The organism is Edaphovirga cremea (assembly GCF_003332275.1).
In the GTDB taxonomy this organism is placed as follows: Bacteria; Pseudomonadota; Gammaproteobacteria; order Enterobacterales; family Enterobacteriaceae; genus Edaphovirga; species Edaphovirga cremea.
In genome coordinates this window covers 341,860-353,860 of the sequence record NZ_QOVA01000001.1, presented here as the reverse complement: position 1 = coordinate 353,860, position 12,001 = coordinate 341,860, and the positions used below count along the sequence as shown (strand labels likewise).

The 12,001-nt window shown below is 51.5% G+C and carries 12 protein-coding genes; 11 read left to right on the top strand and 1 reads right to left on the bottom strand.

Annotated elements, in window-relative coordinates; all coding sequences use genetic code 11:
• Positions 1 to 22 precede the first annotated feature (22 nt).
• The 4 genes from DRI82_RS01615 (at position 23) to DRI82_RS01600 (ending at position 3,230) form a co-directional block, all read left to right on the top strand.
• On the top strand, positions 23 to 955 hold the full coding sequence (locus DRI82_RS01615; protein ID WP_114191752.1) for an amino acid ABC transporter substrate-binding protein: 933 nt from the start codon (positions 23 to 25) through the stop codon (positions 953 to 955).
• Positions 956 to 1,090: 135 nt separating this feature from the next.
• On the top strand, positions 1,091 to 1,831 hold the full coding sequence (locus DRI82_RS01610; protein WP_114191751.1) for an amino acid ABC transporter permease: 741 nt from the start codon (positions 1,091 to 1,093) through the stop codon (positions 1,829 to 1,831).
• Positions 1,831 to 2,508, top strand: coding sequence for a glutamate/aspartate ABC transporter permease GltK (gene gltK / locus DRI82_RS01605; protein ID WP_114191750.1), 678 nt, complete (start codon positions 1,831 to 1,833; stop codon positions 2,506 to 2,508). The genes DRI82_RS01610 and gltK overlap by 1 nt, the downstream gene beginning before the upstream one ends.
• On the top strand, positions 2,505 to 3,230 hold the full coding sequence (locus DRI82_RS01600; RefSeq protein WP_114191749.1) for an amino acid ABC transporter ATP-binding protein: 726 nt from the start codon (positions 2,505 to 2,507) through the stop codon (positions 3,228 to 3,230). Before gltK ends, DRI82_RS01600 begins: the two co-directional genes overlap by 4 nt.
• A 150-nt stretch (positions 3,231 to 3,380) precedes the next feature.
• Here DRI82_RS01600 and DRI82_RS01595 read toward each other — a convergent pair whose 3' ends face one another.
• Entirely contained in the window at positions 3,381 to 3,863 is a 483-nt protein-coding gene (locus tag DRI82_RS01595) for a zinc ribbon-containing protein (protein WP_114191748.1), read from the bottom strand.
• 302 nt (positions 3,864 to 4,165) lie between these two features.
• Here DRI82_RS01595 and leuS point away from each other — a divergent pair, with 302 nt between their 5' ends.
• The 7 genes from leuS to mrdA all read left to right on the top strand — a co-directional run bounded on the left by leuS (position 4,166) and on the right by mrdA (position 11,999).
• Positions 4,166 to 6,748, top strand: coding sequence for a leucine--tRNA ligase (gene leuS, locus DRI82_RS01590; protein ID WP_114191747.1), 2,583 nt, complete (start codon positions 4,166 to 4,168; stop codon positions 6,746 to 6,748).
• 14 nt (positions 6,749 to 6,762) lie between these two features.
• Positions 6,763 to 7,332 (top strand): LPS assembly lipoprotein LptE, encoded by a 570-nt coding sequence (gene lptE / locus DRI82_RS01585; protein ID WP_114191746.1) that lies wholly within the window; start codon positions 6,763 to 6,765, stop codon positions 7,330 to 7,332.
• Complete coding sequence (gene holA, locus DRI82_RS01580) at positions 7,329 to 8,354, top strand: DNA polymerase III subunit delta (protein ID WP_114191745.1); 1,026 nt, start codon at positions 7,329 to 7,331, stop codon at positions 8,352 to 8,354. Before lptE ends, holA begins: the two co-directional genes overlap by 4 nt.
• Before the next feature lie 16 nt (positions 8,355 to 8,370).
• Positions 8,371 to 9,042, top strand: coding sequence for a nicotinate-nucleotide adenylyltransferase (nadD, locus tag DRI82_RS01575; protein WP_114191744.1), 672 nt, complete (start codon positions 8,371 to 8,373; stop codon positions 9,040 to 9,042).
• Between the two features lie 219 nt (positions 9,043 to 9,261).
• Positions 9,262 to 9,579: a ribosome silencing factor gene (gene rsfS, locus DRI82_RS01570; RefSeq protein ID WP_114192006.1), complete on the top strand. Its 318-nt coding sequence runs from the start codon at positions 9,262 to 9,264 to the stop codon at positions 9,577 to 9,579.
• 3 nt (positions 9,580 to 9,582) lie between these two features.
• Complete coding sequence (rlmH, locus tag DRI82_RS01565; protein WP_114191743.1) at positions 9,583 to 10,053, top strand: 23S rRNA (pseudouridine(1915)-N(3))-methyltransferase RlmH; 471 nt, start codon at positions 9,583 to 9,585, stop codon at positions 10,051 to 10,053.
• A 41-nt stretch (positions 10,054 to 10,094) separates the two neighbouring features.
• Positions 10,095 to 11,999: a peptidoglycan DD-transpeptidase MrdA gene (gene mrdA / locus DRI82_RS01560; RefSeq protein ID WP_114191742.1), complete on the top strand. Its 1,905-nt coding sequence runs from the start codon at positions 10,095 to 10,097 to the stop codon at positions 11,997 to 11,999.
• Positions 12,000 to 12,001: the final 2 nt, after the last annotated feature.

Here is a 12,001-nt window from a genome sequence, read left to right as displayed (position 1 = left end):
AACAACAGCAAGGAGTTGGATCATGCAAATGCGCAAAGTGGCATTATCGTTGTTAGTGGCGAGTATCGCCGCAAGCAGCGTTGCCTATGCGGAAGAACAAACCGCCGATGCCCAGAAGAAGCAAGCCGAACAGACTGATACATTGAAAAAAATCAAGGACAACGGTGTCATTGTTGTAGGTCATCGCGAATCATCTGTCCCTTTCTCCTATTACGATAATCAGCAGAAAGTGGTGGGTTATTCTCAAGACTATTCAAACCTGATTGTTGAAGCGATCAAGAAAGAGCTGGGTGAACCCAATCTGCAAGTGAAGTTATTGCCTATCACCTCACAAAACCGTATCCCATTGTTACAGAACGGGACGTTCGATTTTGAGTGTGGTTCTACCACCAATAACCTTGAGCGTCAGAAGCAAGCCTCATTCTCCAACACGATCTTCATCGTTGGTACCCGTCTGCTGGTCAAGAAAGGTTCTCCAATCAAAGACTTTGCTGACCTGCAAGACAAAGCCGTGGTCGTAACGTCGGGCACAACCTCTGAAGTCTTGCTCAATAAGCTCAACGAAGAGAAAAAAATGAACATGCGCATCATCAGCGCCAAAGACCACGGTGACTCTTTCCGTACTCTGGAAAGCGGTCGTGCCGTAGCCTTTATGATGGATGATGCCTTGCTGGCTGGCGAACGCGCCAAAGCGAAGAAACCGGATCAGTGGGAAATCGTCGGTACACCGCAGTCCAAAGAGGCCTACGGTTGCATGATGCGTAAAGACGATCCTAAATTCAAGAAACTGGTTGATGACACCATCGCTACAGTGCAAACCTCTGGCGAAGCGGCCAAATGGTTTGAAAAATGGTTCCAACAACCTATTCCACCAAAAAATCTCAACATGAATTTCGAATTGTCCGAAGCCATGAAAGCGCTGTTCAAAGCACCAAACGATAAAGCCGTAAACTAGAATCACAATAAATGACAGACAGAATGCGGGGGTGGCCGTTCCCCACCCCCCATTTTTTTGCAAGCAACACCTTTTAATGACAAGGCTGGTCATCACTCTGCAAGGCAGTGCATTGTCCGCTTTATGGAGTTTTTTATGTCAATAGATTGGAATTGGGGCATCTTTTTGCAGCCTGCCCCTTTCGGCAACACCACCTATCTTGGTTGGATTTGGTCCGGTTTCCAGGTCACCATTGCGCTATCAATCTGCGCCTGGATCATCGCTTTTTTTGTTGGTTCGCTGTTCGGTATTCTCCGCACCGTTCCTAATCGCTTCCTTTCTTCCCTTGGAACCTGTTACGTCGAGCTTTTCCGTAACGTTCCATTGATTGTGCAATTCTTCACCTGGTATTTGGTCGTTCCCGAATTATTGCCCGCCGATCTGGGGACGTGGTTCAAGGCTGAACTCGATCCGAATATTCAGTTTTTTCTCTCATCAATGATGTGTCTTGGGTTGTTTACTGCCGCCCGCGTGTGCGAGCAGGTTCGCGCCGCGATCCAGTCATTGCCGAGCGGTCAACGAGGTGCCGGGCTGGCGATGGGCCTGACCTTGCCGCAAACTTACCGCTACGTGCTGCTGCCGAATGCGTATCGGGTCATTGTGCCGCCGATGACGTCCGAGATGCTGAACCTGGTCAAGAACTCCGCTATCGCGTCAACTATCGGCCTGGTTGATATGGCCGCGCAGGCAGGGAAATTGCTTGACTATTCCGCTCACGCCTATGAATCCTTCACTGCGATTACCCTGGCTTACGTTGCCATCAACGCCGTCATTATGCTGATTATGCAATTGGTCGAGCGCAAGGTCCGTCTGCCGGGCACCTCAGGGAGTAAATGATGTACGAATTTGACTGGAGTTCTATCGTCCCTAGCCTGCCCTACCTGATACAAGGCTTTTGGATAACGCTGAAAATCACGGTGACAGCTATCATCTTCGGGATCCTCTGGGGAACACTGCTGGCGGTGATGCGTATCTCCTCATTCAAACCACTGAGTTGGTTTGCCACTATTTATGTCAACCTGTTCCGCTCCATTCCACTGGTGATGGTACTGCTGTGGTTTTATCTGGTGGTGCCAAGCCTGTTACAGAAAGTTCTGGGATTATCCCCTAAAACCGATATCCGCCTGATTTCGGCGATGGTTGCTTTTTCCCTGTTTGAAGCCGCATATTATTCAGAAATCATCCGTGCAGGTATCATCAGCGTGTCACGCGGGCAGTCGGGTGCCGCACTGGCGTTGGGCATGACACACTGGCAGTCGATGAAGCTGGTCATTTTGCCGCAGGCCTTCCGCGCCATGGTGCCGCTGCTGCTTACCCAGGGTATTGTACTTTTCCAGGATACATCGCTGGTTTATGTCCTCAGCCTCGCCGACTTTTTCCGGACTGCTACCACCATTGGTGAGCGTGATGGAACACAGGTCGAGATGGTGTTGTTTGCCGGATTTGTCTATTTTGTTGTCAGTTTCGCTGCCTCAATGCTGGTCAGCTATTTGAAGAAAAGGACTGTTTCATGATCTCCGTAAAAAACGTCTCTAAATGGTATGGCCATTTCCAGGTACTGACTGATTGCAGCACTGAAGTGAAAAAAGGCGAAGTCGTTGTGGTCTGTGGGCCGTCTGGCTCAGGCAAGTCCACATTGATCAAAACCGTTAACGGCCTCGAGCCGATCCAGAAAGGCGAGATTTCTGTCAATGGCATTCAGGTGAATGACAAACATACCAATCTGGCGCAGTTGCGGTCGAAAGTGGGTATGGTATTTCAGCACTTTGAGCTGTTCCCTCACCTGTCGATCATTGAAAATCTGACGCTGGCGCAGGTGAAAGTACTGAAGCGTGATAAAGCCGAAGCGCGTGAAAAAGCGGTGAAATTGCTCGAACGCGTAGGTCTGTCAGCCCACGCCAACAAATTCCCTGGTCAACTCTCAGGTGGACAACAACAGCGTGTGGCGATTGCGCGTGCATTGTGTATGGACCCGATTGCCATGCTGTTTGACGAACCGACTTCGGCGCTTGATCCGGAAATGATCAACGAAGTGTTGGACGTCATGGTCGAATTGGCGCAAGAAGGGATGACCATGATGGTGGTTACCCATGAAATGGGCTTTGCCCGTAAAGTGGCTCACCGGGTGATCTTTATGGACGAAGGGAAAATTGTTGAAGACCGCAAGAAAGATGACTTCTTCAACAATCCTGAATCCGAGCGTGCTAGGGATTTCCTGGCGAAAATCCTGCACTGATTCTATCTATCGCCCCTCATCACCGAGGGGCGCATTTTTTATAAACAACCGTTATTCACCAGTTATTTCATCAGCCGTTAGTTCATCAACTGTCAATTTATCAATAACAACAACGACACGCCGTTAAACACCTGAGCCTTCCAGATGGCATCAAGGTTCGAACGGACGACGGGCAAACTGGTCATGACTGCATTTCGGACAGAGTGGCAGCACCTCCGGCGTATAAAACGCCAGATGGTAATGGCACTTCTCGCATACCAGATTCCCCAGCCCAACCACTTCACCACTATGATAAACGCCGTGGTGGCTGACATCCTTAAACACTTCACGCCATTCAAGCTGGGTTTTATCAGTGATATCCGCCAGCTCTTGCCATAGGCTCTCTTTAATCACCCGCATGAAGACGCTGTCTGTTACCTCATTCTGACTCTCGCCATAACTACGGGCAAATTCTTCCAAATCGCGGCGAATCGCCAGAGTAATTTGATCGACTTCGGCACTGCTGAGATCGCCCTGGGTATTGAGCCGTGCTTCAGCTCCCCGGACCAACTCATCGATATCACGTTCGCCATTCTTTAATCGTTCAGTCAGTGATGTCACCAACTCACGGTAATACTGCGCAACTTTGTTCATAATTTCCCCTCAATGAACTGACGTGATTATCCAGCTTCCTCGCTCACTCTACTTCTGGTGTTTCCTCAAGACGTGAACACCCTCTTTATATTTTAGTCGTAAATCACTGATGTGCCTCGGTGATTGTTCTGTCTTCGCGGGCTGCCCGGCAATTTTCGTTTTAAAGCATGAGAAAAACACCTCTGTCTGGCGCTTGGTGTTGTTGCGCCTGCCGCTTATCAGCTATGCTATGCGGATCTCTTTATATGAAACAGATGAAGCTACAGGCGTAGCTGTTTTTCACCATAGGACCATCGGCCGCCATGCAAGAGCAATACCGTCCCGAAGACATAGAGTCAAACGTTCAGCTTCACTGGCAAGAGAAGCAAACTTTCAAGGTTACTGAAGATGCAAGCAAAGAGAAGTATTACTGCCTCTCCATGTTGCCTTATCCTTCTGGCCGCCTACATATGGGTCACGTTCGTAACTACACTATCGGCGATGTGATCTCGCGCTATCAGCGCATGCTGGGTAAAAACGTCCTGCAACCGATTGGCTGGGATGCCTTTGGTCTTCCGGCTGAAGGGGCTGCGGTCAAAAACAATACCGCACCGGCACCCTGGACTTACGAAAACATCGAGTACATGAAAAACCAGCTCAAACTGCTGGGTTTTGGCTACGACTGGAGCCGTGAGATCGCCACCTGTCAACCTGACTACTATCGTTGGGAACAATGGTTCTTCACCAAGCTTTACGAAAAAGGCATGGTCTACAAAAAGACCTCCGCAGTGAACTGGTGCCCACACGATCTGACTGTTCTGGCTAACGAGCAGGTTATTGACGGTTGCTGCTGGCGTTGTGATACCAAAGTCGAGCGTAAAGAAATTCCTCAGTGGTTCATTAAAATCACTGACTATGCCGATCAGTTGCTCAACGATCTTGACACGCTGGAAAGCTGGCCTGAGCAGGTCAAAACCATGCAGCGCAACTGGATTGGTCGTTCTGAAGGGGTCGAAATTACGTTCGACGTGCAAGACAGTGAAGAGAAACTGTCGGTCTATACCACCCGTCCTGACACCTTTTTGGGTGTGACGTATGTGGCCGTGGCTGCCGGTCATCCATTGTCTTTGCAGGCGTCGGCAAGCAATCCTGCGCTGGCAGATTTCATTGCTGAATGCCGCAATACCAAGGTGGCCGAAGCCGAAATGGCTACCATGGAGAAAAAAGGCATGGATACCGGCATTTTTGCCATCCATCCTTTGTCCGGTGAAAAAGTCGCTATCTGGGTCGCCAACTTTGTACTGATGGATTACGGTACTGGCGCAGTCATGGCGGTTCCGGGTCACGATCAGCGCGACTGGGAATTTGCCAAGAAATATAGCCTGCCGATTCAACCGGTGATTTTGGCTGCTGACGGTTCTGAGCCCGATCTGAGCCAGCAAGCGATGACCGAAAAAGGCACCCTGTTCAATTCCGGCGAATTTGACGGTTTGGATTATCAGGCCGGTTTCAACGCTATCGCCGATAAACTGGTCAGTCTGGGTGTTGGCCAGCGCAAAGTGAACTATCGCCTGCGCGACTGGGGCGTCTCGCGCCAGCGTTACTGGGGCGCACCGATTCCGATGCTGACGTTGGAAGACGGTACCGTGATTCCTGCACCAGCAGATCAATTACCGGTGATCTTGCCAGAAAACGTCGTCATGGACGGTATTACCAGTCCAATCAAGGCCGATCCCGAGTGGGCGAAAACCACAGTCAACGGTCAGCCTGCGCTGCGTGAAACCGATACTTTCGATACCTTTATGGAATCGTCCTGGTACTACGCACGTTATACCTGCCCGCAATACGATCAGGGTATGCTGGATCCTGCGGCTGCCAACTACTGGCTGCCGGTTGATCAGTATGTTGGTGGGATCGAACACGCCATCATGCACCTGATGTATTTCCGCTTCTTCCATAAGCTGATGCGTGATGCGGGTCTGGTCGACTCGGACGAACCTGCCAAACGCCTGCTGTGCCAGGGCATGGTTCTGGCTGATGCCTTCTATTACAGCGGGGACAACGGCGAGCGTATTTGGGTTTCACCTGTGGATGCCACGGTAGAACGCGATGAAAAAGGCCGCATTGTCAAAGCCTTCGATCCGCAGGGTCGTGAGTTGGTCTATGCTGGCATGAGCAAAATGTCCAAATCCAAGAACAACGGTATCGACCCGCAGGTAATGGTTGAAAAATACGGTGCTGACACCGTACGTCTGTTCATGATGTTTGCCTCACCGGCTGAAATGACGCTTGAGTGGCAGGAGTCGGGTGTGGAAGGTGCAAACCGTTTCCTGAAGCGCGTCTGGAAACTGGCCTTTGAGCATACTGAAAAAGGTGCCGCCTCTGCGTTGGACGTTGAAACACTGACCGAGGCGCAAAAAGATCTGCGTCGCGATCTGCACAAAACCATCGCGAAAGTGACCGACGACATTGGCCGTCGCCAGACCTTCAACACCGCCATTGCCGCTGTGATGGAACTGATGAACAAGCTGGGCCGTATGCCGCAAGAGAGTGAGCAGGATCGTGCCTTGTTGCAGGAAGCCTTGCTGGCCGTCGTGCGGATGCTGTATCCGTTCACACCACACGTTTGCTTCGATTTGTGGCAGGCGCTCGGTGGCGAAGGCGATATCGATACTGCGCCATGGCCAGTTGCCGATGAAAAAGCGATGGTTGAGGATTCCAAACTGATCGTCGTGCAGGTTAATGGCAAGGTTCGTGGTAAAATCACCATGGCTGCCGATGCTTCTGAAGAACAGGTTCGTGAACGTGCGGGCCAGGAACATCTGGTCGCCAAATATCTGGATGGGGTTACCGTTCGCAAAGTAATCTATGTTCCCGGCAAACTGCTCAACCTGGTGGTAGGTTGAGACAAGGAGGAGTTGTGCGACATCGTATTTTGATGCTGTTGCTTGGCGTGGCCGTCTTGGTCACTTCCGGCTGCGGTTTTCATCTTCGCGGGACGACCCAAGTGCCCGAAGAACTACAAACGTTGTTGCTCGACAGCTATGATCCTTATGGCCCGCTTACGCGGGCTGTGCGTGAACAACTGCGTCTGAGCAATGTGACCGTCTCGCGGGATGCCAAACGTCAGGATTTACCGTCTTTGCGCATCGTCAGCTCCAGCGACAGCAGAGATACCGTCTCTATCTTCCAGGACGGTAAAACGGCCGAGTTCCAGATGGTGATGCAGGTCAATGCCCAGGTTCTTTTGCCAGGCCGCGATCTTTATCCGATTAATGTCCGGGTATTCCGTTCATTCTTCGATAACCCGCTGACTGCCTTGGCGAAAGATGCCGAGCAAGACATTATTCTGCAAGAAATGCGTCAGCAGGCTGCGCAACAACTGGTACGCAGATTGTTGTCGGTTCACGCTGCAGAAGAAACAAGGATGAAAGAAGATCAGGCTGCCGTTGCGGCGAACGCCACACCGGTTAGTGCCACCGCGCAATGATCCGCCTTTATCCCGAACAACTTGTCGCGCAGCTCCATGAGGGGCTGCGCGCTTGTTATCTATTATGTGGAAATGATCCCCTTCTCTTGCAAGAGAGCCAGGACCATATCCGCGCCATCGCCCAACAGCATGAATTCAGCGAACACTACAGTTTCAATGTGGATCTCCATACTGACTGGGACGCCATTTTCAGTATCTGCCAGGCCATGAGCCTGTTTGCTACCCGGCAAACATTGCTGCTGATCCTGCCCGACAACGGCCCACCGGCACCGATGGGTGAACAATTGGCCAAACTGGCCACGCTGCTGCATCCCGATATCCTGCTGATTATGCGTGCCGTCAAATTGACCAAAGCGCAGGAAAACAGTGCCTGGTTTAAAGCACTCAGTCCGCAGGGTGTGTTTGTCACCTGTCAGACACCGGAACAGGCACAATTGCCCCGCTGGGTTTCACAACGCGCCAGCAATATGAAACTGACGCTCGACGATCAGGCAAATCAGCTGTTGTGCTATTGCTATGAAGGTAATCTGCTGGCGCTCGCGCAGGCATTGGAACGGCTGTCGCTGCTCTACCCTGACGGAAAACTGACCCTGCCCCGCGTGGAACAGGCAGTCAATGATGCCGCCCACTTTACCCCGTATCACTGGCTGGACGCGCTTATGGCGGGTAAAAGCAAACGTGCGTGGCATATCCTCCAGCAATTACAACAGGAAGACAGCGAACCGGTGATTTTGCTGCGAACGTTGCAGCGAGAACTGTTGCTGCTGCTGACGCTGAAACGTCAGATGGATCACCAACCTCTGCGGGCGCTGTTTGATCAACATAAAGTGTGGCAAAACCGCCGCACGTTAATTACCCAGGCTCTCCAGCGCCTGACGCTTCCCCAGCTACAGCAAGCTATCCATCTGTTAACCCGGATGGAGATCACCTTGAAGCAGGATTACGGCCAGTCGATATGGCCTGAGTTGGAAAGTCTGTCTATGCTTGTATGCGGCAAACCCCTACCCACTGGTTTTTATTGATACGAAGGTAAAACTGATGGCCGAAACACTGACCTCATGCCCTGAGAAGGCGCTGTTTGCGCTATTTGGCGGCACCTTTGATCCTATTCATTATGGTCATCTGCGGCCCGTTGAAGTACTCGCCCGGCAAGTGGGTCTGGATAGAGTGACTCTGCTGCCAAATAATGTGCCGCCACACCGGCCGCAACCGAAAGCCAACCCACTGCAACGCCTGAAGATGGTAGAGTTGGCAATTGCAGGCAATCCTTTGTTTTCTATCGATAATCGTGAATTAAAGCACGATTCGCCGTCCTACACCATTGAGACTCTTGAAACGTTACGTAAAGAATATGGCGCTGCCGTTCCTCTGGCGTTTATTATTGGGCAGGATTCATTGCTGACGTTACATAAATGGCATCGCTGGCAGGATTTGCTGGGTGTTTGCCATCTGCTGGTTCTTGCGCGGCCAGGTTACAGTAATGAAATGGAAACCGAAGAGTTGCAGCAATGGCTGAATAACCATCGGGTGGATGAACCGAAAAAATTGAAAATGCAGGCTCATGGGATGATTTATATTGCAGATACCCCATTATCAGAAATATCTGCAACGGATATCCGTCGCCGTTTACACAGCGGCGAAGCCTGTGATGATTTACTGCCGCCTGCAGTGCAGCGTTACATCCACTCACAGGGTTTATATCGCGAGTAGATAGCACATGCTATACTGCGCCGCTTACATTTCGGATGTCCGCTAAAGACCGTTTCCATATCATTCAACTTGTTGATTTTTGAAACATATTCGATAGTCCTGTGACAGCCTGCCCATGAGATAATTATTGCGGCATGAGTGAGCAGTCACTCCCACGCCTGGCGTTGGGGTGGTGCACTACTGATCCGTTATGCGTTGAATAGACCCGAGGGGGAACCTTTGCAAGGTAAAGAGCTCCAAGATTTTGTCATTGATAAAATTGATGATTTGAAAGGCCAGGACATCATTGCGTTGGATGTCGTAGGCAAATCCAGTATTACCGACTGCATGATCATCTGTACCGGTACGTCCAGCCGTCACGTCCTGTCCATTGCCGGACACGTCGTTGAAGAAGCCAAAGCGGCAGGTATGGATACCATGAGTGTGAAAGGAATTAATGATTCTGACTGGGTCGTCGTTGATCTGGGCGAAGTCATTGTGCATGTGATGCAGGAAGAAAGCCGCGCGCTGTACGAACTCGAAAAGCTCTGGAGTTAAACCGTGAAACTGCAACTGGTGGCCGTTGGCACCAAAATGCCAGACTGGGTGCAGACGGGCTTTACGGATTACCTGCGCCGCTTTCCGAAAGATATGCCGTTTGAGCTGGTAGAAATCCCAGCGGGAAAACGCGGTAAAAATGCCGATATAAAGCGGATTCTGGAGAAAGAAGGTGAGCAAATGCTTGCCGCGCTCGGTAAAGGTAATCGTATCGTCACACTGGATATCCCCGGCACGCCGTGGGAAACGCCAGTGCTGGCGCAGCAGCTTGAACGTTGGAAACAGGATGGCCGCGATGTCAGCCTGTTAATTGGTGGGCCTGAAGGGCTATCGCCCGCCTGTAAAGCGGCAGCAGAGCAGAGTTGGTCGCTCTCCCCGTTGACCTTGCCTCATCCTTTAGTGCGGGTTTTAGTGGCTGAAAGCCTCTATCGCGCGTGGAGTATAACCACAAATCATCCTTACCACCGGGAATAACCGGTCGGTGATTGTGAGCAGAGTGAAACTAAAGTAGCGGGATGAAAATAGATCGTAACCCTTTTCGCGACTATACCGCGGAGTCTGCCCTGTTCGTGCGCCGTGCTCTGGTGGCGTTCGTTGGCATTCTATTACTCAGCGGTATACTGGTGGCTAACCTCTATAACATACAGATTGTACGTTTTGAGGATTATCGCACACGCTCAAATGAAAACCGTATCAAGCTGGTGCCCATCGCGCCCAGCCGCGGCATTATCTACGATCGCAACGGCATTCCGCTGGCGCTCAACCGCACTATCTATCAGCTGGAGTTGGTGCCGGAAAAGGTCGACGACCTGAATGCTATCCTGCAACAGCTCAAGCCCGTGGTTGATCTCACTGATGAAGATATTGTCAATTTTGAGAAAGAGCGCAAACGATCGCGTCGCTTTACCTCAATTCCGGTAAAAACGGCCCTGACAGAAGTTCAGGTCGCACGTTTTGCTGTCAATCAATTCCATTTCCCCGGCGTGGAAGTCAAAGGCTATCAGCGTCGTTATTATCCCTATGGTTCTGCCCTGACCCACGTAATCGGCTATGTCTCGAAAATCAACGATCGTGATGTGGAGCGCCTCGATAAAGATGGGATTCTGGCAAACTATGCCGCGACCCATGATATAGGGAAACTGGGTATTGAACGTTACTACGAAAATGTTCTGCACGGTAAAACCGGCTATGAAGAGGTGGAAGTCAACAACCGTGGCCGGGTGATCCGGCAGTTGCATGAACAACCCCCGCAAGCAGGTAAAGACATCTACCTGACCCTCGATCTGCATTTGCAGCAGTATATCGAAAAGTTACTGGAAGGCAGCCGCTCCGCCGTTATCGTCACCGATCCGCGTGACGGCGGTATACGTGCGCTGGTTTCAAACCCGAGTTACGACCCAAATCTGTTCGTGGATGGAATTTCCGGCACCGATTACCGTGCGCTGCTCAATGATGAAAACCGTCCGCTGATTAACCGCGCAACGCAGGGGATCTACCCACCCGCCTCTACGGTGAAACCTTATATTGCCGTTTCCGCGCTGACCGCTGGCGTAATCACCCGCAATACGACGCTCTTCGATCCAGGCTGGTGGCAACTGCCTGGGTCGGAAAAACGCTTCCGCGACTGGAAGAAATGGGGTCATGGCCGGTTGAATTTAACAAAATCGCTGGAAGAGTCCGCGGATACCTTCTTCTATCAGGTCGCCTACGACATGGGTATTGATCGCCTCTCCGAGTGGATGGGGAAATTTGGTTACGGCCACTATTCGGGCATCGATCTCTCCGAAGAGCGGTCAGGAAACATGCCGAACCGCGACTGGAAATTCAAGCGCTATAAAAAACCCTGGTATCAGGGCGACACCATTCCCGTCGGTATCGGCCAGGGTTACTGGACAGCAACCCCGGTCCAGATGATCAAGGCGTTGATGACGTTGATCAATGATGGCGTGGTGAAAACACCGCACCTGATGCTGAGCACCAAGGTAGATGGCAAGCAGATGCCGTATGTGCAGGAAGAGACCACCCACATCGGTGATATCCATTCCGGTTACTGGGAGTTGGCGAAAGACGGGATGTATGGCGTCGCCAACCGTCCGAATGGCACGGCGCGCAAAAGTTTTACCGATGCGCCTTACAAAGCGGCGGCAAAATCCGGGACAGCGCAGGTATTTGGCCTGAAAGAAAACGAGACCTACAACGCCCATAAAATTGCGGAACGCCTGCGTGACCATAAACTGATGACAGCATTCGCGCCTTATGACAAACCCACGGTTGCCGTGGTGGTCATTTTGGAGAACGGCGGCGCAGGCCCGGCGGTAGGGACCATCACCCGCCAGATCCTCGACCATATTTTACTGGGCGATAACAATACTGTGTTGCCGGACGCTGCGCCTCTGCCGCCCGGAACAGAAGGTGATTAAGG

Coding starts and splice junctions, on each gene's coding strand:
- DRI82_RS01615 (WP_114191752.1), top strand. CDS start 23: ATGCAAATGCGCAAAGTGGCATTATCGTTGTTAGTGGCGAGTATCGCC.
- DRI82_RS01610 (WP_114191751.1), top strand. CDS start 1,091: ATGTCAATAGATTGGAATTGGGGCATCTTTTTGCAGCCTGCCCCTTTC.
- gltK (WP_114191750.1), top strand. CDS start 1,831: ATGTACGAATTTGACTGGAGTTCTATCGTCCCTAGCCTGCCCTACCTG.
- DRI82_RS01600 (WP_114191749.1), top strand. CDS start 2,505: ATGATCTCCGTAAAAAACGTCTCTAAATGGTATGGCCATTTCCAGGTA.
- DRI82_RS01595 (WP_114191748.1), bottom strand. CDS start 3,863: ATGAACAAAGTTGCGCAGTATTACCGTGAGTTGGTGACATCACTGACT.
- leuS (WP_114191747.1), top strand. CDS start 4,166: ATGCAAGAGCAATACCGTCCCGAAGACATAGAGTCAAACGTTCAGCTT.
- holA (WP_114191745.1), top strand. CDS start 7,329: ATGATCCGCCTTTATCCCGAACAACTTGTCGCGCAGCTCCATGAGGGG.
- nadD (WP_114191744.1), top strand. CDS start 8,371: ATGGCCGAAACACTGACCTCATGCCCTGAGAAGGCGCTGTTTGCGCTA.
- mrdA (WP_114191742.1), top strand. CDS start 10,095: ATGAAAATAGATCGTAACCCTTTTCGCGACTATACCGCGGAGTCTGCC.